The 23,986-nt window shown below is 31.9% G+C and carries 19 protein-coding genes; 13 read left to right on the top strand and 6 right to left on the bottom strand.

All coding sequences use genetic code 11. The annotated features are described in order from the left end of the window. From ACFQ1Q_RS01405 to ACFQ1Q_RS01390, 4 genes are all read right to left on the bottom strand, one after another. On the bottom strand, nt 1-1,197 hold the full coding sequence (locus ACFQ1Q_RS01405; protein WP_386127210.1) for a sensor histidine kinase: 1,197 nt from the start codon (nt 1,195-1,197) through the stop codon (nt 1-3). Between the two features lie 48 nt (nt 1,198-1,245). Continuing rightward, nucleotides 1,246-2,010 carry a TIGR02757 family protein gene (locus tag ACFQ1Q_RS01400; protein WP_386127516.1) on the bottom strand — a complete coding sequence of 255 codons (765 nt, stop codon included), beginning with the start codon at nt 2,008-2,010 and terminating at the stop codon, nt 1,246-1,248. A gap of 42 nt (nt 2,011-2,052) precedes the next feature. Then, a complete protein-coding gene (locus tag ACFQ1Q_RS01395) occupies nt 2,053-2,433 on the bottom strand; it encodes a RidA family protein (protein WP_386127208.1) in 381 nt (126 codons plus the stop codon). A 138-nt stretch (nt 2,434-2,571) separates the two neighbouring features. Next, on the bottom strand, nt 2,572-5,367 hold the full coding sequence (locus tag ACFQ1Q_RS01390; RefSeq protein WP_386127206.1) for a putative LPS assembly protein LptD: 2,796 nt from the start codon (nt 5,365-5,367) through the stop codon (nt 2,572-2,574). Between the two features lie 112 nt (nt 5,368-5,479). Here ACFQ1Q_RS01390 and ACFQ1Q_RS01385 point away from each other — a divergent pair, with 112 nt between their 5' ends. The 12 genes from ACFQ1Q_RS01385 (at nt 5,480) to bshA (ending at nt 19,557) form a co-directional block, all read left to right on the top strand. Continuing rightward, entirely contained in the window at nt 5,480-6,592 is a 1,113-nt protein-coding gene (locus ACFQ1Q_RS01385; protein WP_386127204.1) for an N-acetylmuramoyl-L-alanine amidase family protein, read from the top strand. A gap of 59 nt (nt 6,593-6,651) precedes the next feature. Continuing rightward, entirely contained in the window at nt 6,652-7,602 is a 951-nt protein-coding gene (locus ACFQ1Q_RS01380; RefSeq protein WP_386127202.1) for an MlaD family protein, read from the top strand. A gap of 9 nt (nt 7,603-7,611) precedes the next feature. Further along, entirely contained in the window at nt 7,612-8,949 is a 1,338-nt protein-coding gene (locus tag ACFQ1Q_RS01375) for a 4Fe-4S dicluster domain-containing protein (protein ID WP_386127200.1), read from the top strand. Between the two features lie 12 nt (nt 8,950-8,961). Further along, on the top strand, nt 8,962-9,747 hold the full coding sequence (locus ACFQ1Q_RS01370) for a (Fe-S)-binding protein (RefSeq protein WP_386127198.1): 786 nt from the start codon (nt 8,962-8,964) through the stop codon (nt 9,745-9,747). A gap of 4 nt (nt 9,748-9,751) precedes the next feature. Continuing rightward, nucleotides 9,752-10,255, top strand: a complete 504-nt coding sequence (locus ACFQ1Q_RS01365) for a hypothetical protein (protein ID WP_386127196.1) — start codon at nt 9,752-9,754, stop codon at nt 10,253-10,255. Between the two features lie 180 nt (nt 10,256-10,435). Further along, nucleotides 10,436-11,086 (top strand): hypothetical protein, encoded by a 651-nt coding sequence (locus tag ACFQ1Q_RS01360; protein WP_386127195.1) that lies wholly within the window; start codon nt 10,436-10,438, stop codon nt 11,084-11,086. A 107-nt stretch (nt 11,087-11,193) separates the two neighbouring features. Further along, nucleotides 11,194-11,709 (top strand): PH domain-containing protein, encoded by a 516-nt coding sequence (locus tag ACFQ1Q_RS01355; RefSeq protein WP_386127193.1) that lies wholly within the window; start codon nt 11,194-11,196, stop codon nt 11,707-11,709. Then, nucleotides 11,696-13,195: a PH domain-containing protein gene (locus ACFQ1Q_RS01350; protein WP_386127191.1), complete on the top strand. Its 1,500-nt coding sequence runs from the start codon at nt 11,696-11,698 to the stop codon at nt 13,193-13,195. Before ACFQ1Q_RS01355 ends, ACFQ1Q_RS01350 begins: the two co-directional genes overlap by 14 nt. Nucleotides 13,196-13,220: 25 nt before the next feature. After that, entirely contained in the window at nt 13,221-13,703 is a 483-nt protein-coding gene (locus ACFQ1Q_RS01345; RefSeq protein ID WP_386127189.1) for an ABC transporter ATPase, read from the top strand. A gap of 170 nt (nt 13,704-13,873) precedes the next feature. After that, nucleotides 13,874-15,097: a phosphoserine phosphatase SerB gene (gene serB / locus ACFQ1Q_RS01340; protein ID WP_386127187.1), complete on the top strand. Its 1,224-nt coding sequence runs from the start codon at nt 13,874-13,876 to the stop codon at nt 15,095-15,097. Nucleotides 15,098-15,372: 275 nt separating this feature from the next. Continuing rightward, nucleotides 15,373-18,333, top strand: a complete 2,961-nt coding sequence (locus ACFQ1Q_RS01335; protein ID WP_386127185.1) for a glycoside hydrolase family 3 N-terminal domain-containing protein — start codon at nt 15,373-15,375, stop codon at nt 18,331-18,333. Nucleotides 18,334-18,420: 87 nt separating this feature from the next. Continuing rightward, entirely contained in the window at nt 18,421-19,557 is a 1,137-nt protein-coding gene (bshA, locus tag ACFQ1Q_RS01330) for an N-acetyl-alpha-D-glucosaminyl L-malate synthase BshA (RefSeq protein ID WP_386127183.1), read from the top strand. A gap of 58 nt (nt 19,558-19,615) precedes the next feature. Here the strand turns inward: bshA and ACFQ1Q_RS01325 are convergent, their stop codons facing one another. Then, nucleotides 19,616-20,110 carry a hypothetical protein gene (locus ACFQ1Q_RS01325; protein WP_386127181.1) on the bottom strand — a complete coding sequence of 165 codons (495 nt, stop codon included), beginning with the start codon at nt 20,108-20,110 and terminating at the stop codon, nt 19,616-19,618. Between the two features lie 101 nt (nt 20,111-20,211). Here ACFQ1Q_RS01325 and ACFQ1Q_RS01320 point away from each other — a divergent pair, with 101 nt between their 5' ends. Continuing rightward, nucleotides 20,212-23,112 carry an FAD-binding and (Fe-S)-binding domain-containing protein gene (locus ACFQ1Q_RS01320; protein WP_386127179.1) on the top strand — a complete coding sequence of 967 codons (2,901 nt, stop codon included), beginning with the start codon at nt 20,212-20,214 and terminating at the stop codon, nt 23,110-23,112. A gap of 1 nt (nt 23,113) precedes the next feature. On the opposite strand, the gene ACFQ1Q_RS01315 is transcribed toward ACFQ1Q_RS01320, so the two are convergent. Next, complete coding sequence (locus ACFQ1Q_RS01315) at nt 23,114-23,941, bottom strand: UDP-2,3-diacylglucosamine diphosphatase (RefSeq protein WP_386127177.1); 828 nt, start codon at nt 23,939-23,941, stop codon at nt 23,114-23,116. Nucleotides 23,942-23,986 lie beyond the last annotated feature (45 nt).

Raw genomic sequence — 23,986 nt, 5'->3', positions numbered from 1 at the left:
CTATTTTTTAATAGAAAAATTAAAAGTGGTTCCGACATTTACTTCTGATTCAACATCAATATCACCACCCAATTTTTGTATAATGGTCTTTACAGTAAATAATCCAATTCCTGTACCAGTTTTGCCGAATATATCTTTTGGATTTGCGACCTTAAATAAATCAAAAATTTTGTCTTTATCTACTTTGCTAATTCCCATTCCATTGTCTTTTACAATAAAATGATAGTGTGTCTCTGACTCTTTAAAACCTAAATCGACTCTTGGAGTAGCATTATTATTATATTTATAAGCATTTTCCACCAAATTGAATAAAATTTGCATCAATGCGGATTTGTTTATACGAATAAGATTGGCATCATTTAATAAATTAAAATTCTTTTTCTTTAAATTTTGAATGGCTGAAATTTCATCGTAAATAATTTTAAGAGTTGTGTCCTCTAAATTTGTGTCTAGATTTGTACTTGCTTTGTAATGAAGTAGTGCGCCGTCAATATATTTACGAAGCGATTCCGTAGATTCACTTATAGAATCTAAATATTCTAATGTTTCTTGTGATAGAACATCAGAATTTTCGTTTTTAACAAACTCAGTGAGAGAACTAATATTTGCTATTGGTGATTTTAAATCGTGCGATACTTGACCAGAAAATTTTTCTAAAAATTTATTTTGCACCGTAAGTTGCTCAGTTGCAGATTCTAGTAATTTGTTTTTACGTCTCAGCTCAAACAAATTCATTACCTGTCTTGCAACAATTTTTAAAGTTTCTATTTGATTTAAAGTTAGTTTTCTCGGTTTATGATCATATACACACAAAGTTCCAAGCGGATAGCCTTCAGGATTTTTTAATGGTACACCAGCATAAAAAATAGCTTTTAAGTCTTCTAAAAGTGGATTATTTTTAAACAATTCGCTTTCACGTGCGTCTTCAATGATAAAAATATCTTTATCACTCAATATAGCATGGCCACAAAAAGAAATATCGCGTGGCGATTCATTTAATTCAATACCAAAATGAGATTTTATAAAATTTCGGTCCGCGTCAAGCAAAGTAATCAGAGAGATTGGGACTTCGCAAATTGTTGAAATAAGTTTTGTAATATCGTCAAAATCAGATTCGGGAAGCGTATCTAACAAGTCGTAACTCTGTACGGCTTTAAGACGTTCATTTTCGTTTTTATGTAATTTTGGTACTATCATAACAAAGTAGGTTATAACCTACTTTACGTAAAAAATGGTTAGTAGGTTTTAAAAATTTTCAAAAACACCTAAACCAAACAACGCAAAGTCGTATTTAACAGGGTCTGATGGGTCTAATTTACGCAATGCATTATCTAATTCTGATAATGCCTTTCCATCATTTTGCTTTCGTTTTAACAAGCCTAGTTTACGGGCTACATTACCAGAATGTATATCTAAAGGACAGCTTAATTGTGCAGGAGAAAGTTTTTTCCAAATACCAAAATCTACACCAGTATTGTCATTACGTACCATCCAGCGTAAAAACATATTTATGCGTTTTGCCGCTGAATTTTTATTTGGGTCACTCACATGTTTTTTTGTACGTTCTAAATGTTCTATTTCAAAGAATACGTTTTTAAAATTATGAATTGCATTTTGAAGCGAATTAGATTCGGCATATTTAGCAAAAATGGCTTCTAATCCATCGTGATTGTTATATATATGTTTTAAGCTTGTGATAAATTGAATAAAATCACTGCCATTAAAAGTTCTATGCACGAAAGGTAACAATTTTTCTAAATCCCTGTCTTGATGATTTAATACAAAATCGTAAGGTGAATTCTCTAAAAAATTCACCATTTTATTAGCATTAGTAATAATACTTTTGCGATTTCCCCAAGCAATGGTAGCTGTTAAAAAACCAATAATTTCTATGTCTTCCTTTTTAGAAAACAGATGTGGAATTTGTATAGGGTCGCTCTCAATAAACTTTGGGTTGTTATATTGAATTACTTTTTCGTCAAGAAAGTCTTTTAGCTCTGTTTTTTTAATTTTCAAACGATTAGTGTGATTTAAAATTGAAATTTTAATAATTTATTTCACCGCAATCATACTAATCTCCACATTTACAAACTTAGGCAAATTTGCAACTTCAACGGTTTCGCGAGCTGGTGCAGTTGCTTCATCAAAGTATGTGGCGTAAACTTCATTAATTTGTGAAAAGTTATTCATATCACTGATAAATATTGAAGTTTTAAATACGTTTTCAAACGTCATATCTGCAGCTTCTAACACAGCTTTCATGTTTTCCATGACTTGCTTAGTTTCGATTTTAATATCGTCTAAAACCAATTCCATGGTTTCTGGATTAAGTGCAATTTGCCCTGAAGTGTAAAGAGTGTTTCCTACTAAAACCGCTTGGTTATATGGTCCGATAGGTGCAGGTGCTTTGGTAGTGTTTATTATTTTTTTCACATTTATATTTTTTAAATAAAAATCATTTCGGTTTTCACTTGCCCATAATTTTATTGTGCTCAATGAAATTCTCAAAACAATTTATCTTTGAGGCTTTTAGCCTTTATTTATAATTTCTTAAATCTAAGTTTTAAAATACTAATTCCCCAATCGCTGGTCTGGCTGACGACGTTGTTCGTACTTGAGGTCTTTAAGGAAATTAGATTTTATACCGACAAAGAAATTCCAACTAGATAATGTACTAAATGGAACCCACGTAAAATTCATTCGCCAACTTAATAAATCGCGTTCAAATCGGAATTGGGTAAATGTAAAGCCATTATTTAAAAAATCATAGCCAGAGGAAGCACCAACACTCCATTTTGGAGATAATTCAACATCGCCAGAAAACATTAACGAGTGTGATGATATTTGGTCTTCGCGCCGAGTGTTACTATAATTTACGGCATACGCCAAGCGTAAATTCCAAGGAATTTTATAATTATAGTATTCTAAGTTTTTTTCTTTTTCTTTTTGGCGCTCAGCATCTTCTTCGGTATAAATTCGTGATGTAAAATCTTCTGTTACACCAAACAAATCATCGGTACGTCCGTTGGCTCTAATAGCTTCAGCTTTGTCACGGTCAACCGGATCTTTGCCAGTACGTTTAAATGTGTCGTTGGATAAGGAATAACTCATATTAATATTTGCAGACGTCATTCTAAATAGACTTCCTCCGTTATTAATATTAAATTTATTGACTTTGTTATTATTGTTGTCTAAAGCGTAAGGGTCTAACGTTGCAGAAAAGTTTACAGACATTTTATCTTTTAAAAACTTTAATCCACCAGACATTCGCACTGGAGAAAAATTTAATGAATCTGCAGCTAAATCATAACTTGTATTAAAATTCAGGTTGTTGATTAGCGAAATTTTTCGAGGCTCAGCATCATCAATTGTATCGTTTTTTGATAATACTTTTGCTTCAATATTATTTCCAATATCTAAGCCTATTGAGCTAGAGTAGCGGTTTCCTGGTGAGCCAAAAATAGAGCGTTCAAAACGGGTATATTCAACTTGGTCTGTTGTTAATCCGTTAGCGTCAATAACATCATAGGTTTCATAAAACTGGTCAAATGCAGGTTGTACTGTGTAACTTAATGATGGTCTAACGACATGCCTAATAGCTTGTATATGTGCGTTTTTGTTCTTTTTATTAAAGTTGAACATACCATATAAGGTTGTACCGATATTGGCATTGAAATTATAAGTTCTAAAACTATCAAACCCATTGACATCAGTAGTCACTACGGCTTGTGTATTTTGGTCAAATTGTCTTCTAATGGTATTAAGTGTCCAGTTTTCTTGAAAGTTTGTTCCAGCACTAACGCTAAAATAATTAAATACTTTAAAGTTTGTTGTAATAGGAATACTATGTTGCATTCCTGCTAATGCATCATCAAACATAGCGCTTGTCCCAAAGATGGAATCTGTAGTAGAAATTCTATATTCTGCTCTAGAATTGTACTGCAAGTTTATGTTTTGTATAATTCCTTTTTTAGAACCAACTTTTGGTGCAAAAGGAAAAACACGACCGACAGACATTTGTAATGTAGGTAGTGTTAAATTGATGGTTTCAGTTTGTGTATTTTGAGAATGCGTTGCCGTTAAATTTACATTAACCTGTGGTTCTCCAGTAAAAGTTTTTGAATAAGACACTGATGATGCCAATGTGTTATTTTGTGAGTTAATGATATTGTTCTGATTTATAGACTGTCTAAAAAATTGAGAACTACCTAAATTTACAGATGCAGAAAATCTCGAATTTGGGTTAGACTTTGCATCTTGACTATGAGACCAGCGGATATTGTAAATCGTATTTTGCGTAAAGTCTGGAAAAGCACGCTCACTAGTCAACAAATTTTCATAGCGTATGGCTACATTTCCATTAAACTTATAGCGTTTTGCATAATTACTCTCCACACGCAAACCGTAACTACCATTGGTATAATAATCTCCTAAAACAGCTAAATCTAGATAATCACTTATTGCAAAATAATACCCACCATTTTGAATAAAATAACCTCTGTCACTACCCGTATCTTCACCAAAAGTCGGAAAAATAATACCAGATTTTTGTTCTTTAGTTAATGGAAAATAGGCAAATGGCAGTGCAATTGGTGTCGGTACGCCATATATTTCCATATATGTTGGTCCAACCACAATTTTCTTTCCTGGTACCAATTTAATTTTGTTGGATATAAATTGATATTCTGGGTCGTCTAAATTTTCAGATGTAGTAAATCTGGCATCTTTCATAAATATTGTAGAGTCGTTTTCGCGCTTCGTTATTGGTGCGTAAATGTTAAAACCGTCTTGTTCAGTTTTAGAATTAAAGATGATGGCTTTTTTAGTATCCTTATTAAATATTATGGAGTCTGGCTCAACCACATTTTGAGCTTGGGTAAACACTGGTGCTTGCGAGTATCCTGTAGAATCTTTTAATCTTCCAGCATAGATTAACCCTGTATTATTATCAATTACAATAATTCCTGAGGTAATTTCTAAGTCTTGGTAAGTAATTTTTGCTTTGTCGTAGAGGTAAATTTTATTTTCTTTTTTATTTAAACTTACATATCCATCAGCACTATATTTTACAACGTCTTCAAGAAATTCTTTAGGTTTTAAACTGTCATTTTTAATAGAATCAACTTCTTTTATATTTGTTAAAGGATTTAATATAGAATCTACAGAAACTGTAGTTGTATCTTTTATAACCTCTTTAGGTGTTTCTTGTGGCTTAATTGGCTTTTGTTTAGGAGGTATGTCTTGAGCATAGCCAAGAGTGTTGATAAACACTGTAAAACTAAGAGTAAAAAGTATCTTTAGGCTATTTGTACGCAAACCTTTTAATGGTATTTTTGTAAAAGTATGGCTCGGTTTTTGAAACCCCAAAATTACATTTATTTTTTTGTGATTGATTTATAATTGCAAGTAAAGTTTTTAATATAACTGTGCCAAATATTATTAGGTAATAAACATTGATTTAATACCGTTTAAAATTTACATGAAAACGAACTACAAACACATATTAGTATTATTCATTACTGTATTTATAACAGCTTTAACATCTCAATGCTATTCTCAAACTAATAAAGATAAGTTTATAGTAGTATTAGATGCAGGTCACGGCGGAAAAGACCATGGAAATTTAGGTAATGGTTATAAAGAAAAAGATATCGCTTTAAAAGTTATTTTAGAACTAGGCAAAGATTTAGAAGCAAACGATAACTTTAAAGTCATTTATACCCGAAAAACCGATAAATTTATTCCACTATGGAAACGAGCCGATATTGCAAACAAAGCTGATGCAGACCTTTTTGTATCTATACATTGTAATTCAGTAGCCAACTCACAACCTTACGGAACTGAAACTTGGGTTTTAGGTGAAAAAAATACAGACCGAAATTTTGAATTTGCAAAACGCGAAAACGAAGTTATTTTTCTTGAAGATGATTACGAAAAAAACTATGCTGGTTTTGACCCTAGCTCTCCAGAATCTACGATTGCCATTGGTATTGAGCAAGAAGTTTATGTTGAGCAAAGTATATTATTAGCTCGTAAAGTTGAAGATGCATTCAAACAAAAAGTGAAACGAAAGAGTAGAGGACTAAAACAAAAAAGCTTACTCGTTATTAGAAATACGTACATGCCAAGTGTTTTAATTGAGCTTGGTTTTTTAACTAACAAAAAAGAAGGCGCTTTTTTAAACACCAAAACCGGTCAGTCAAAAATGGCAAATGCAATAAAAGATGCTATTTTAGATTATAAAAAAGAGCTTGATGGTAACGTTGGTGAAAATTTGATTAGCGAAACAGTACCAAACGAAACAGACGTAACAACAGAGACTAGAAATATAGAAGATGTAACCTTTAAAGTGCAAATAGCAGCAAGTTCAAAAAAGCTTGAAACAAAAGCATATAATTTTAAAGGCTTGTCAGATATTAGTAGACAAAAAGAAGGAAATCTTTACAAATACTACTTTGGCTACACTGGAGATTATAATAAGGCTAAAGAATTTAAAGAAATTGCAAAATCTAAAGGCTATACATCTTGTTTTATTGTAGCCTATAAAGACGGAAAGCGAATATCTGTAGAGACAGCTCTTAAAAGCTCATAAATTAGAACCGGTCTTAATATTATTATTCCTAATTTTGTTTACATTAAAATTCAAAAAAATTGAAAATTTCTAGAGAAGTAAAAGCAGCCGTTCTTGTTATATCAGGCATCCTTCTATTTATATACTTATTTAATTTTCTTAAGGGTGAAAACATTTTTGCAGATGAAGTCGAATTCTACACAGAGTTTGAATATAATGCATTAAACATGTCATCTCCCGTCACAATAAAAGGAAATCAAATAGGTAAAATCGAAAAAATCAAATACGATTTTGAATCAGGAAAAACACGTGTAGAGTTTTCTGTTGACCCAAAACTTAAATTTTCAAAATCTTCGGTTATCCGTTTATATGAAACTGGCTTAATGGGCGGAAACGGCTTGGCAATTATAGATTCAAACGAAGGCCCAATTGCTCAAAAAGGAGATTTCATTCAGTCTGAAGTTGAAAAAGGATTAATATCTTCATTAAGTGGAAATTTTTCAGAAATAAGCACAGACCTAGACAAAACCATCCGTTCTGCAGACACTTTATTGTTAAGTTTAACAAGCGTTGTCAATGATGCTTCACCAGAAGGATTAAAAGCAACTATTTCAGAATTAAATAGAACACTTAAATCTTTTAAAAATCTATCGTATTCTATTAACGATGTTGTAAAACAAAACGATGAAAAAATTGCTGCTACACTAGAAAGTATACAAAAAGCGAGTGAAAATTTTTCAGCATTGTCTGAGGATTTAAAAAAAGCAGAATTGTCTAAAGCTGTTGCTAGCTTTGATGAGACTTTACAAAAATTTAATAGTGTTTTATCTGGTTTAGAACAAGGTCAAGGTTCAATGGGTAAATTGCTAAAAGACGATAAATTATACAACAATTTAGAAGCGGTTTCAAAGGAAATGGAGCTACTCATTTTAGATATAAAGTTGCATCCAGCACGTTACAGACGTATTTTGTCTAAAAGAGAAATTCCTTACGAACCACCGACTGAAGAACAAATTAACGAAAAGAATTAACCACCAATTATGCAATACGTACCAAATATAATTTTTGCAATTCTCCTTGTTGCTGGCATCGGCTATTTTGCCAGAAATATTAAAAAACTTATTAGAAACATAAAACTTGGTCGCGAGGTTGATGCAAGCGATAATAAATCTCAGCGATGGACAAACATGGCCCGAATAGCTTTAGGACAAAGCAAAATGGTGGTAAGGCCAATCGCTGGAATACTTCATATTATTGTTTACATAGGGTTTGTTATTATAAATATTGAAGTTTTAGAAATCATTATTGATGGTCTTTTTGGGACGCATCGTATTGGTTTAAGTGTTTTACCAGAGTCTGTTTATGGTTTCCTTATTGGTAGTTTTGAGATTTTAGCCGTTTTAGTTTTAGTTGCGGTAATTTTCTTTTGGACAAGAAGAAACGTTATAAACATAAAACGTTTTAAAAGTTTAAAAGGTTGGCCAAAAAACGATGGAAATATCATACTGTATTTTGAAGTCGTTTTAATGTGCTTATTCTTGGTAATGAACGCCACGGATTCGGTACATGTCATTGAAGCAACTGGTCAAACATTTCAAGATATGAATTCAGGGAATGTAATTTCACAATTTATTGCACCTTGGTTTGATGGTTTATCAGATTCCACGTTATCATTTGTTGAAAGAACCGCTTGGTGGTTGCACATTGTTGGTATTTTAATTTTCTTAAACTACCTCTATTATTCTAAACATTTACATATTCTTTTAGCGTTTCCTAATACGTATTTCGGAAGAGTGACGCCAAAAGGGCAATTCAATAATCTAGAAGCTGTTACCAATGAGGTAAAGTTAATGATGGACCCAAATGCTGACCCATTTGCAACGCCAGCAGAAGGCGCAGATGATGAGGAAATACCAGCTAAATTTGGTGCAAGTGATGTTATGGATTTAAATCAAATCCAATTATTAAACGCTTACACTTGTACAGAATGTGGACGTTGTACTAGCGAATGTCCTGCCAACCAAACTGGTAAAAAATTATCGCCTCGTAAGATTATGATGGACACTCGAGATCGTTTAACCGAGGTTGGTAAAAATATTGAAGCAAACGGCGGCGAATTTAAAGACGATGGTAAACAGCTACTCAACGACTACATCACTAAAGAAGAACTTTGGGCTTGTACAACGTGTAATGCTTGTGTAGAGGCTTGTCCAATCAGTATCGACCCATTATCTATAATCATGGATATGCGTCGTTATTTGGTGATGGAAGAAAGCGCCGCACCAATGGAATTAAACAATATGATGACCAATATAGAAAACAACGGCGCACCTTGGCCATACAACCAACAAGACCGCTTAAATTGGGTTAATGAGTAAAATATTTTGATGATGAGCGAAAAATTACAGGTAAAAACCATGGAACAATTTATGGCAGAAGGTAAACAACCAGAAATTTTATTCTGGGTTGGTTCTGCTGGAAGTTATGACGATAGAGCAAAAAAAATATCACGCGCATTTGTAAAACTTTTGAATAATGCTGGTGTAGACTTTGCCGTTTTAGGTGCAGAAGAGAGCAACACTGGTGATGTGGCAAAACGTGCAGGAAACGAGTTCTTATTTCAAATGCAAGCAATGATGAATATAGAAGTGCTTAATGCTTATGAAATAAAACGCATTGTCACTTGTGACCCGCATTCTTTCAACTGTATAAAAAATGAATATCCTGGATTGGGTGGAAACTACGATGTAGTTCACCACACTCAATATATAAAAGAATTAATTGACGCTGGTAGGCTTTCTGTAAAAGGCGATACTTATAAAGGAAAGCGTATTACGTTTCATGACCCTTGTTATCTCGGACGTGCTAATGGCGAATTTGATGCACCGAGAACCATACTTGGCAAATCAAATGCCACTTTAGTTGAGATGAAAAAGAATAAGCGTTTTGGTTTATGCTGTGGCGCTGGTGGCGGACAAATGTTTAAAGAGCCAGAAAAAGGTGATATGGATGTCAATATTTTAAGAACAGAACAAGCCTTAGAAACAACGCCAGATATTATTGCAACAGGCTGTCCATACTGTAATACCATGATGACAGACGGAATTAAAGCCAAAGAAAAAGAAGATTCAGTTACAGTTTTAGACGTTGCAGAAGTGATTGCTAATTCATTATAAATGCATGGAAGCACAATTTTGTCCTGCCTGTAAAAACGAACATATTATTGGTAATGCTAATTGCATGATTTGTGATTTTCCCTTTGAAGGTTCAGATAAAGAGAAATCTATACATATCGGAAAATTTATTGGTAAAAAAGGAATTATTCAAGACTCTGAAAATAGCTTAGATAAAAGCAGAAATGTATTATTTTTTGTAGCTATACTTAATATTGTGGGTATAGCAATAAATTACGAAGTGGTTTTTCAAAATATTATTGTTGCAATCATCTCGTTTTTGATTCCTACAATTATTATTGCTTCTGCACTACTTATTAAAAAAGCACCCTTGGTTTTTCTAGGTATTCCACTATTTCTCATGTTATTTGTTTATGGGATAGAAATTGTTCTAAACCCTACAGAATGGTATCGTGGTATAATGCTGAAGCTTTTTGTGTTAGGCTTATTAAGTTATAGTATGTATATCTATATTGCTTCAAATAAATTTAAAAAACGTTATAATCAGTGAATTCCACCGATAAGCAAATGCTTAAAGTTGCTTTAAAAAATGGAATAGCTTTTACGGCTATTTTGCTTATTATAAGTTACTTCAAAAACCGAATGATTAATTACAATTGGATTCCTATTTGGTTTATTTTTTTTGCTGCAACAGGTGCACTTCGCTTTTACTATTTAAACAAAAAATCAAATGATTAAAAAATTACTATTTACCTTATTTCTTGCTAGCGGTTTAATTTTAAACGCACAGGACAAAACAAAAGAAGAAGTATTACAATTGGTAGCCGAAGATACATGCGAGTGCATATCAAAAAAAGAAAATTTTGATGGAAAAACTCCAAAGCAAAAGCAAATGGCACTAGGTCTTTGTATGATAAATAGCTTAAATGAGCGTAAAAAGGGAAGTACTTATTTTGAAGAAAATCCTGTAGATGATTTTGAAGCTTTTGGAGAACAAGTGGGCATGTTTTTATTAGGAATGTGTAGTGAAAATTTTTTAAATGTGTTTAGTGAAGAGGAGCTTATAAATTACGCAGAAGAAACCTATGATGAAAAAAGTACGGAAAGCAATAAAATCACCTATTCTAATACAAATACGCTAAAACTCAATGCAACTTTGATTGCAATGGAGAATAATACCATTTCATCTCTAAATATGGAAGATGACTTTGGGAAAACTCATAATTTTATTATAATTAATGACTTTAGCGGTTCAGAATTATTGAAAAAATCAAATTTTAAAAAGAATTTTGTAATTGAGTATTATGAGCTTGATGTTTATGATTTAAGCGAAAAACGTTACGTGAAAAAGAAAGTTTTAAAATCATTAAAAATGATATAACAAGAATAAATACTTAATGAATGAAAAGAATTTACTTCCAATAGTTTTTATTTCATTATCATATAATTTTTAAGAGCTCGGCGAGTAGATAAAATTTAATAAAAAAAATGTTTTCAAATTCTCAAATAGATATAGATAGTTTACCAAAATTTCAAGATGTACAATTACAGCCTATATCTTCAAAATACATCTATATTCTTTTTTTTAATTTGATTTTTACTTATGGCATTGTATTAATTACACTTATTTCAATAAAATACATTTTTAATCAAAATTTTTTAGGTAATTATTTTTGGTTTGCAATAGCTGGTATACTTCTTTTAATTGGTATTCAGGCTATTTTTATGTATTTAAATTTTAAAACGCGTAAGTACGGTTTAAGGGAAAAAGATATAATTTACTCTGCAGGTTTTATAACAAATAAAACTACAACCTTGCCTTTTAACAGGGTACAACATATTGAAATTTCGCGTTCATTTTTATCTCGTAAACTTGGCTTATCAACATTAAAAATATACTCTGCAGGTGAATCTGGTGGTGATATATCAATTGCTGGATTACCAAAATCTGTTGCAGAGAATAAATACGCTTTTTTAATTGACATATTAAATGAGCGAGTATAACTTTAGTATTCCTTCTCGGCAATCCTCCAAGGGCATTATTGTAATCTTTGGATACAGTTTGTATAAAATCGTTAGAGCTTCAATTATATTAATATTAGCATTCTTTTTTAAGTATTTTCAAGGCGGAAGTTCAGGTTTTATTTCAATTCAAAGTTTAATACTTTATGGTATAGGTACTTTAATTATTTTTCTATGCATTGCCATTTTAAAATATCTCAATTTTAAATTTTATGTCAATGACTCTGCGTTTGTACTTCAAGATGGAATAATAAATAAGGAAGAAGTTTCAATAAATAAATCAAAAATCCAAAATGTTTTTATAAAGCAAAATGTCTTGCAACAAATTATCAATGTAGTATCGTTATCCATAGAAACGGCAGGTGACGATTCTACCGAAATTGAAATAAAAGCATTGAGCAGACCAAAAGCACTAGCTTTGAAAGGTATCTTACTTAAGTCTGATAAAAAAAATGAATTTTCTATTGATAATGTTCAGACAGAAGATGCAAGTGTGTTTTTTAAAGCGTCTCCTAAACTTTTATTTTTAGAAGGAATTAGCGAAAATCATTTTAGAAGCTTTGGTATTATTTTGGCTTTTATTTTTGGAATTTATAGCGATTTAAAAGATTTTTTTGACCAGCTCGATTCTAAATCTCAAGTAACTTCTTGGTTTGACTTAGACACAGAAAGCTTTATGGGTATTCTTCTTTTTAATACTGGTATTGTTTTCGTTTTAATAGTTGTTTCGTTTTTGTTATCACTTATACGAACCTTCCTTCAAAATTTTAACTTAACAGTAAGCCAACAATCAGAAGGCTTCGAAATTTCAAAAGGACTTTTCAATAAAGTCAACTTAAGCTTAAAAACGTCTCGTATACAAACCACAAGTGTTGTAACTAACCGTTTTAAAAAAGCCTTGGGCTTGTATCAATTGCGTTTTACACAAGCGATGGTAAATAAAAAACAGAAAGAGAAATTTACTGTAATAGGTCTTAAAAAAGATAATTTAAATTCATTTTTATCTGAAATATTGCCGATGCTTAATTCGGAAAATATAAAACACAAACCGCATAAATATCTTATGTATCGTATATTTTACATATCGATTATACCAATACTGCTACTAAATATTTTGTTTTATTTCTTTTCTCCAGAATATTATTTACTTAATATTCCGATAATGTCAATAATTGCCCTTAATGCTATTTATCACTACAAAAAAGCATATTTTAAGATTGATGACGCACTTATAACAATAGGTAGCGGGAATTTTATAAGTACCGTAAAAACTGTTGCAGAGCTACATAAAACGCAAGCTGTAAGTTTTAATCAAACTATATTTCAAAAAAGAAGAAATTTAGGCACATTGGTTATTTATACTGCAGGCAAATCTTTAAAAATCCCACACATTCCTATTGCTTTTGGACAACAAATAAAAAACTTTTTATTGTTTAAAGTTGAGTTTGAGAACAAAGATTGGATGTAAATTATATATTTGAAAAAAGAAAAAAATGCTAGTAGATTTTAACACATTACCCGAAGAGTCTAGAATTTGGATTTACCAAGCTAACCGGTCATTTTCAGACTCTGAAATAAAAGAAATAGAGGATAAGCTCAGACAATTTATAGAGGTTTGGACGGCACATGGCAAAGACCTTCAAGCGGGTTTCGAAATTAAATATAAGCGTTTTATAGTTATTGCTTTAAACCAAAATTTAAATATTGCGACTGGTTGTTCTATCGATGCATCAGTACATTTTATTCAACAATTAGAAAAAGAATACAATGTCGATTTAATGGATAAAATGAATGTGTCTTACAAGCAAGGCGAATTTATTGCTCATAAACCATTATTAGATTTTAAAAAGATGGCCAAGCAAAAAGCAGTTTCAAAAAACACTATAGTTTTTAATAATTTGGTTAATAATATTGCCGAATACAAAGAAAACTGGGAAGTACCAGCAAGCGAAAGTTGGCACAGTCGATTTTTATAGTTTTTTTTATAACTGTTACTTTGAGATGCAGTTGAGAGTTTTTTTTTTGAAGAAATCATATTTTAACACGTAAATTTTTCAATATTTTACACCTCTCAAAATTTTCAAAAATCATCTATTTATTCAATATTTACGAAATCGTAAATCAATAATCGCAAATCTTATATCTTTTGGCTAAAGACATTTTTTTACTTAACATTTCTGGAAGAGATAAACCTGGATTAACCTCTGGTTTAACAAGTGTTTTGGCTCAATATGGTGCTAAAATTTTAGATATTGGACAGGCGAACATTCACGATACTTTGTCACTAGGTATGATGTTTGAAATTGATGCTGGAGAAACGTCTTCGGCCGTTCAAAAAGATTTACTTTTTAAAGCCTACGAGCTCGATGTCACTGCAACTTTTAAATCTATTTCATTAGAAGATTATGAAAAATGGGTCAATCTTCAAGGAAAAGACCGTTATATCATAACAATTCTTGGCGAAAAATTGGCTGCACAACAGATATCTCAAGTGACGCAAGCCATTTCGGATATAGGTCTTAATATCGATAATATTAAGCGCCTAACAGGTCGACTGTCTTTAGTTAGAGAAGAAGAATATCCGAGAGCTTCGATACAACTTTCAATAAGAGGAAAAATTGAAAACAAATCTGAATTAACCGAAAAGTTCATACAAATTTCTAAAGATTTGGACGTAGATATTGCATTTCAAGAAGATACTATTTTTAGGCGAAATAGGCGATTGGTTTGCTTTGATATGGATTCTACTCTAATACAAACTGAAGTTATAGATGAACTTGCAGAACTCGCTGGTGTTGGAGATGAAGTTAGAGCTATAACAGAATCTGCAATGCAAGGCGAAATAGATTTTAACGAAAGTTTTACAAAGCGTATGAAACTTCTTAAGGGTTTATCAGAAGATCTACTACAGAACGTTGCTGAAAACCTCCCGATTACAAAAGGTGCAAAAAGACTCATTGAAACGCTTCATGCTTATGGTTTTAAAACTGCAATTCTTTCAGGTGGTTTTACTTATTTTGGAAACTATTTAAAAGAAAAATTAGATATTGATTACGTCTATGCTAATGAGCTTGAAATTAAAGATGGCCAACTAACTGGCGGATATATTGGAGAAATTGTTGATGGCGATAAAAAAGCCGAATATCTTAAGCTAATTGCGAAAAACGAAGAAATTGACATTGGTCAAACTATTGCGGTTGGTGATGGTGCTAATGATTTACCAATGCTTAACTTAGCTGGTTTAGGTATTGCATTTCATGCCAAGCCAAAAGTAAAAGATGCTGCCCAAAGTTCTATATCAAGTATTGGTTTAGATGGTGTTTTATATCTTTTAGGATATCATGATAGGCATATAGATTTGTATGATTAGTATTCAGTGAGAAGTATGCAGAAGAAAGTTCGTAGTTTGAGTCTGAATAAGTTATTTGTTTTATCAACAATCTCTTAGAATTTCTGTGATGCTCTTTAATTCGTTGTGTAAAAATAATTTGCGACTTCATTGCTCGTTAACTTCGACAAATAATTCAGCTTTACCTTGTTAATTAATGTCTTTATAAATCTATCTTAAAGCCTTTTTTTCTTCATATTAATTATACTAATTTGGCATAGTATTAGTTATTAATTTACTTTCCAAAAAGACACTTCATGCGTTATATAGCTTTCATAATATTTTTCTCATTTTTTACTCATAGTTTTTCTCAAGAAGAAACGCCAAATCCACTATTAGCAGATGATATTGAAGCTCAGCAAAAATGGGTAGATAGTATTTATAATAATATGACATTGAAAGAACGTGTTGGCCAATTATTTATGGTGCAGGCATTTTCGGACAAAGGTTACAAGCATGAAAACCAGATTTCGGCATTAATTACAAATCATCATATTGGTGGTGTTATTTATTCAAAAGGTGGACCGACACGACAAATTAAACTTGATAATAATTTACAATCATTATCAAAAGTACCATTACTTATTGGTATGGATGCTGAATGGGGTTTAAGTATGCGTTTAGATTCTACGTATGCATTTCCATGGAATATGACACTTGGTGCAATTTCTGATAATAAATTAATTGAACAAACAGGTTACCAAATTGGTGAACACTGTAAGCGCGTTGGTGTGCATTTTAATTTTGCTCCAGTTGTAGATATTAATACAAATCCAAAAAATCCAATTATAGGTAATCGATCTTTTGGAGAAGACAAATATAATGTTACGGAAAAAGCAGCTGCATTTATGAAAGGAATGCAAGATGCAGGCGTTTTAGCAAATGCAAAACATTTTCCAGGTCATGGTGATACAGATGCAGATTCACACAAAACTTTACCAACGGTAAATTTCACCAAACAACGCATCGACTCGGTAGAATTATATCCATACAGAAAACTTATTAAAGAAGGCTTATCTAGCGTAATGGTTGCTCATCTTAACATTCCAGAATTAGGAATTCAGAATGGTTTACCTACCTCATTGTCAAAATATGTAGTAACTGATATATTAAAAGAAAAATTAGGATTTAAAGGCCTTATTTTTACTGACGCGTTAACAATGAAAGGTGCTGCAGATTTTGTTAACCCAAGTGTGGATGGCGTTTCAAAAGGAAAAATAGATACACGAGGCGAAATAGATTTAATGGCTTTTAAAGCAGGAAACGATGTAATGCTCATGTCTGAAAATGTTGAAAAAGGCATCGAAAAAATTACTGCAGCTTTTAATAAAGGCGATATTACAGAAGAGCGTTTGGCACATTCGGTTAAGAAAATTTTAATGGCGAAATATAAAGTAGGACTTCAAAACTACAAACCATTAGATATTCGTGGTGCACATGGTGATATCAAACGTATTAAGGATGACGTTTTGTATGGAAAGTTGATGGAAGAGGCGATTACGGTTCTAAAAAACAAGAATGATATTTTACCATTACGAAATCTTGAGACAAAAAAAATTGCTTATGTGTCTTTAGGTGATGATAATGGCTCCTCGTTTTATTCAGAATTAAAAAGATATACCAAAGTTCATAAGGTTTCAGCAGAAAACCTAAGTGATTTATTAGGTAAACTAAAAAACTACAATACAGTAATCTTAGGCTTTCATAAATCGAATGATAATCCATGGAAATCTTATAAATTTTCGACAAAAGAGTTGACATGGCTTTATGAAATTGCTAGAACAAATACAGTAATTTTAGATGTTTTTGCGAGGCCTTATGCATTAATGGACTTATCAACAATAGAAAACATTGAAGGTATTGTAATGAGTTATCAAAATAGTGAAATTGCTCAACAAAAATCTGCGCAATTACTTTTTGGCGCTATTAAAGCGAAGGGAAAACTTCCTGTTTCTGCTGGTGAATATTTCTCTGTTGCAGATGGTATTACCTTTGGTGCACTAAGCAATTTATCTTATGGCTTACCAGAAGATGTTGGGATGAACTCCAAAAAATTAAATCAAAAATTAGATTCTATAGCTAATTATGCAGTTAATCAGAAAATGACTCCAGGAATTCAGTTATTGGTTGCCAGAAAAGGAAAAGTCATTTACAACAAAAATTTTGGGTATCACACATATAGCAAAAAGAATAAAATAGATTTTGACGATGTTTACGATGTAGCCTCACTTACAAAAATCTTAGCGACTTTACCACTTATGATGGAGCTACAAGAGAAAAATGTTATTAGTCTTAATACAAAAATTTCTAAATTATTGCCAGAATACAAAGGCACCAATAAAGAGAATATCACAATTAAAGAAATGCTTTCGCATTATGCACGTTTAAAGCCTTGGGTACCATTTTATGCAAAAACTCTAGATACTGTTACTGGCAAGCCTTCAAAAAAATGGTACAGAACTACAAAAACTGGTGATTTTAATGTGCAGGTAACCGACAAACTTTTTATGAAAAGAGAGTATCAAGATTCTATACAGCAGATAATTAAAGAATCAGATTTACTAGACCGCTTACGTTATAGATACAGCGATTTGCCATATTATATACTTAAGCGATTTTTAGAGTATTATCATAACAAAGGTTTAGACGAATTGGTACAAGACCATTTTTACCAATCATTAGGTGCCAACTATACAACGTATAATCCACGAGATAAATTTAGCTTAAAGGATATTGTTCCAACAGAAGTTGATGATTATTATAGAAATCAAAAAGTTCATGGTTTTGTACATGACATGGGTGCAGCAATGCAAGATGGTGTTGGAGGACATGCAGGCATTTTTAGTAATGCTAACGATGTCGCAAAAATTATGCAGATGTATATGCAAAAAGGATTTTATGGTGGCAAACGCTATCTTAACACTGATACACTTGACGAATTTACAAAATGCCATTTTTGCCATAAAGATAATCGTCGTGGAGTAGGTTTTGACAAGCCACAATTAGGAGATGTTGGACCAACTTGTGGCTGTATATCTATGACAAGTTTTGGCCATTCTGGTTTTACTGGAACATATGCATGGGCAGACCCAGAAGAAGAAATTGTCTATATCTTTTTAGCTAATAGAACTTATCCAAAAGCTGGTAAAAATTTATTATTACGCGAAAATATAAGAACCGAAATTCAGCGCTATATTTACGAAGCAATCGAAGAATAAAAAGGTTCTAAATTATTCGTTAAATTATCATTTCTGTATTCTCAAGCGTTATTATTCCTTTAAATTAGCAGAAATAAAAATTCAAAAATGAAAATAGGAATTGTTTGTTACCCAACTTTTGGAGGTAGCGGCGTTGTAGCTACAGAGCTTGGTTTAGAACTCTCTAAACGTGGTCACGAAATTCATTTTATAACTTACAAACAGCCTGTTAGACTTGAATTATTAAGTAATAATGTCCATTTTCACGAAGTAAATGTCCCAGAATATCCTTTATTTCATTATCAACCCTATGAGCTTGCGTTATCTAGCAAACTTGTAAATATGGTAAAGCAATATGGTATAGAATTACTTCATGTGCATTATGCTATTCCTCACGCTTATGCAGCGTATATGGCTCAACAAATGCTTAAAGAAGAAGGTATCTTTATTCCAATTGTAACAACGTTACACGGCACAGATATTACTTTAGTAGGTAGTCATCCATTTTACAAACCTGCAGTTGCTTTTAGTATTAATAAATCTAACGCAGTTACTTCAGTATCAGAAAGTTTAAAGCAAGATACGCTTCGATTATTTGACATTAAAGTAGATATCGAAGTTGTTCCAAATTTTATCGATGTAGAAAAGTTTCAACCAAATTTTACCGACTGTCAACGTACAGCTATGGCTACTGAAAATGAAATGATTGTTACTCACATCAGTAATTTTAGAGAAGTTAAGAACATTCCTGATGTCATTCGAATTTTTAATAATATTCAAAAAGAAATCCCTGCTAAATTAATGATGGTTGGTGAAGGTCCAGAACGAGAACCTGCACAAGAATTGGCTCAAAATTTAGGGATTAGTGATAAAGTTGTATTCTTTGGAAACAGTAACGAAATAGACCGAATTTTATGCTTTACCGATTTATTTTTGCTTCCATCTCAAACAGAAAGTTTTGGTTTAGCAGCACTTGAAGCTATGGCTGCAAGTGTTCCTGTTATTTCATCTAACACTGGTGGTTTGCCTGAAGTAAATGCGAATGGGTTTTCAGGATATTTGAGCGATGTTGGGAATGTTGGCGATATGTCTAAAAATGCAATTAAAATATTACGAGATTCAGAAACATTAAATCAATTTAAAATCAATGCTAAAAAACAATCTTTAAAATTTGATTTGCGAGCAATTGTGCCGATGTACGAGGAAATTTATGAGCGCACATTATCTGAATGTTTAGCAAAATAAAAAAAAGCCATATTCTCCTGTGAAGGAAAAAATGGCTATTAAAATCTATCTTTTCTGTTTAGAATTGATATCTAATACCCAAAGCAATATCAAAGTCTAAATCGTCATTATCAAATCTGTCATTTCCAAAACCAAATTCTGGTCTAAAATCTAATGAAAGTATAAGTGGTATATCAAAATTATATTCTATTCCAACATCTCCCGCAACAAAGAAAAAGGTTTCGCTATCATCAATGCCAGCTGGAACATTATCAAATTCGTAAGATGCCAATCCACCACCAGCGCCAGCGTACCAGTTAAAACCACCATCGATGTTCCAAACCCATTGGTAAAGACCCACGAGCTTAAATCCATCAAAACTGTTACCGCTTCTTAGACCTAAATCGAGTTCTAATCGATTGTTATCTCCAAGTGCACGTTGATAAGAAATTTCAGCACCAAAACCGTCACTGTCACCCAAGCGTAAGCCAATAGCATTATCTGCAATAGACTGTGCGTTAGTAAATAAAACACAAGCAAATACGGCAACTGCCGATAAAATTAGTTTTTTCATAATGAGTTTATTTAATTGATTTATTTGATTCACAATAATAACGCTAAAACTGTATAAGAATGTATAATTATTAATAGTTTTATGAACTCAAATAAAAAAGATTGAAAAAGGAACTTAAATCTTTAAAAAATAACTTAGACGGTTCATTACACACGGATAACCTGATGCGCAAAATATACGCCACAGACGCCTCAGTTTATAAAATGTTGCCTGTAGCAGTAGCTTTGCCTAAGTCTCATAAAGATTTAAGGGAACTTATAGCGTTTGCTAACTCAAATAATACGTCTTTAATTCCTCGTACAGCTGGTACGTCATTGGCTGGACAGTGTGTTGGTGATGGTATTGTTGTCGATGTTTCTAAATATTTTAATAAGATTATTTCTGTAAATAAATCTGCCAAAACAGTAACTCTACAACCAGGAGTTGTCCGAGATGAGTTAAATAACTATTTAAAACCATTTGGATTGTTTTTTGGACCAAATACATCGACCTCTAATCGGTGTATGATTGGCGGAATGGTAGGTAATAACTCTTCGGGTACAACTTCTATACAATATGGTGTTACACGAGACAAAGTTATTTCTCTTAAAACAATTTTAAGTGATGGGAGCGAAATTGAATTTAAATCAATTTCAAAAAAAGAATTCGAAAACAAACGAAAGCAAAGCAATTTAGAGGGAAAAATTTATAGTACAATTTATCAAGAATTACATTCTGAAACTATTAAAAATCAAATAAATAAAAATTTTCCTAAACCCGAAATCCACAGACGAAACACAGGTTATGCTATTGATGAGATTATAAAGAATAATGTCTTTTCAGATAATTATTCAGAAGATTTTAATATGTGTCGATTGCTCGCCGGAAGCGAAGGCACTTTAGCCTTTACTACTGAAATAACCCTACAATTAGATGATTTACCACCTTCTAAAAATGTAATGGTTGCATTGCATTTTGCAAGTATTGAAAAATGCATGTTCTCCGTAAAAGGGCTTATGCAACACAATTTACATACTTGTGAGATGATGGATGATACTATTTTAAATCTTACAAAGCACAATAAAACACAACAAGAAAACCGAAAATTTATCGAAGGTGAACCTGTTGCCATTTTAATGTGTGAACTTAAGGCCGAAACAGATGACGATTTAGAAAATTTAATCGCTCAATTTCTTAACACCGTAAAAACACAAAATTTAAGTTATGCGCAACCTATTTTAAAGGGTGAAGACATCACCAAAGCTATGGAATTGCGTAAAGCAGGTTTAGGATTGTTGGGTAATATGATTGGCGATAAAAAAGCAGTAGCATGTATTGAAGACACTGCGGTAGCTTTAGATGATTTAAGTCCTTTTATTTCTGAGTTTACGGCTTTAATGAAAACCTATAACCAAAATGCGGTTTATTATGCACATGCAGGTGCAGGCGAAATCCACTTAAGACCAATATTAAATCTAAAGGATAAAGAAGATGTAAAATTATTTAGAAAGATTACAACAGATGTGGCGCATTTGGTTAAAAAATATAAAGGCTCAATGTCTGGAGAACATGGTGATGGTATTGTCCGAGCAGAATTTATTCCGTTGATGATTGGAGAAGAAAACTATCAAATTTTAAAACGAATTAAATCAGCCTTTGATCCAAATAATATTTTTAACCCAGGTAAAATTGTTGATGCTTTACCGATGGATAAAAATTTGCGTTACGAAGTTGGTAGAGAAGAACCAAAAATTGAAACAATTTTAGATTTTTCAGAATCCTTAGGAATTCTTCGTGAAGCCGAAAAATGTAATGGCTCTGGTGATTGCAGAAAATTACCAGAGTTTGGCGGAACGATGTGTCCGAGTTACAGAGCTACTCGTAATGAAAAAGACACCACGCGTGCTCGTGCTAATGCCTTACGAGAATTTTTGACGACTTCTAAAAAAGAAAATAGATTTAATCATCAAGAATTAAAAGATGTTTTTGATTTGTGTTTAAGCTGTAAAGCGTGTAAAACCGAATGTCCAAGTAGTGTAGATGTGTCGAGTTTAAAAGCCGAATTTCAATACCAGTATCAAAAAGCAAATGGTGTTTCGTTTAAAGAAAAATTCTTTGCCAATGCAAGTAAATACAATAAAATAGGTGCTAAATTTCCTAAATTAAATAATGCCTTGTTTCAAAATAAGATTCTTGGAAGTCTTATAAAAAATAGTCTCGGAATTCATCCTAAACGAAGTTTACCAAGATTTACAAAAGCTTATAAAAACGAGGATGGTTCAAATATTTCTAATCCGATAAAAACAGTTTATTTATTTGTAGATGAATTCATTAATTATCTAGAATCTGATATCGCCAAAGATGTCGAAATTTTGTTAAAACGGTTAAATTACAAACTCATTTACATCAATCATTTTGAAAGTGGTCGCGCTCAAATTTCAAAAGGAATTTTAGATAAAGCCAAATCTTTAGCTAATAAAAATATTACGATTTTTAAAAATCTTATCGATGAAAACTCGCCATTAATAGGCATAGAACCTTCCGCCATTTTAACTTTTAGAGATGAATACATAAAATTAGCTGATGACAAAGATGCCGCAAAAAGCATCGCAAAACATACGTTTTTAATTGAGGAGTTTATTCAGAAAGAAATTGAATTAGGAAACATTACCTCAGAGCAATTTACTAAAGAGTTTAGAACTATTAAATTTCATGGGCATTGTTACCAAAAAGCATTGGCCAATCAAAAAAGTAGTTTTGATGTCCTAAATCTTCCTCATAATTATAAAGTCACTATTATCCCAAGTGGATGTTGTGGCATGGCTGGTAGTTTTGGCTATGAAAAAGATAAATTTAATGTTAGTATGCAAATAGGTGAGCAAACGCTTTTTCCTGCAGTTCGTAAAGCTTCAAAAGATATTATTATTGCTGCAAATGGAACAAGTTGTAGGCATCAAATTAAAGATGGCACAGATGTTATTGCAAAGCATCCTGTGACTATTTTAAGACAAGCGTTGTTATAAATTAATCTTCAGAATTTGGCAGCTTTACAATGGTAATCGCCGAAATAAATTCTTTTAATTTTACCTCATCAAAATCATCATCTGGCACGAACGGGATAAGTTTATCGTTTTTGTAATTGTATAATTTCCAACGTTTTAATCGATACTCTAATGCTGTAAAATTTTCAGTCCAATTACCGGAATTCAAATACTTTACAGTTCCGTTTTTTCTGTTTTTAATTTTCGGAGCGTTTATATGTCCGCAAATGACATAATCACATCTCTTTTTATTGGCATATTTTGATATAAAGGATTCAAAAAAATCGACATACTTTATATCTCTATTTTCTATTGCAAAATTGGATTCTTTTTGCTTATTAATACTTTTTTTATACCAATTAAAAAGGTTGTTTAAAAGTAAAGCACTTTCAAAACCAATGCGTCCAAATTTGTTTAAGGTATACGTTTTCCGAATTGCAAAATCAAATACATCGCCATTAATAATCAACACCTTTTTTCCATCAACATTTAGTAACAATTTATTTACAAACGAGATGTTTCCAACTTTAAAATATTGGGTTTTCTTAATCGCATCTTCACCTTTTGCTTTTACATAGGTAACTTTGGTGCCGTTCACAGAAAGATTTATAATTTTCTTTAAAACTTTAAAATGAGATTTCGAAAAATGATTTTTATCAGACTTAAAAGTATTTAAAATATTGCCATTAAGCACCAAATGCTTAGGCTCAATGCTGTTTAAGTAATTAATTAACTTTTTTGCATGGCAAGCTTTTGTACCCAAATGTACATCCGAAATAACAACAATATCTAATTTGCGTTTAATATTCAACTTTAGAAAATTAATACTGCAAATAACTCCTTCATTTGTAACTTA

Origin of the sequence: Winogradskyella litorisediminis (assembly GCF_042675765.1) — a bacterium.
Classification (GTDB): domain Bacteria; phylum Bacteroidota; class Bacteroidia; order Flavobacteriales; family Flavobacteriaceae; genus Winogradskyella; species Winogradskyella litorisediminis.
This window is presented reverse-complemented; position numbering and strand designations above follow the sequence as displayed.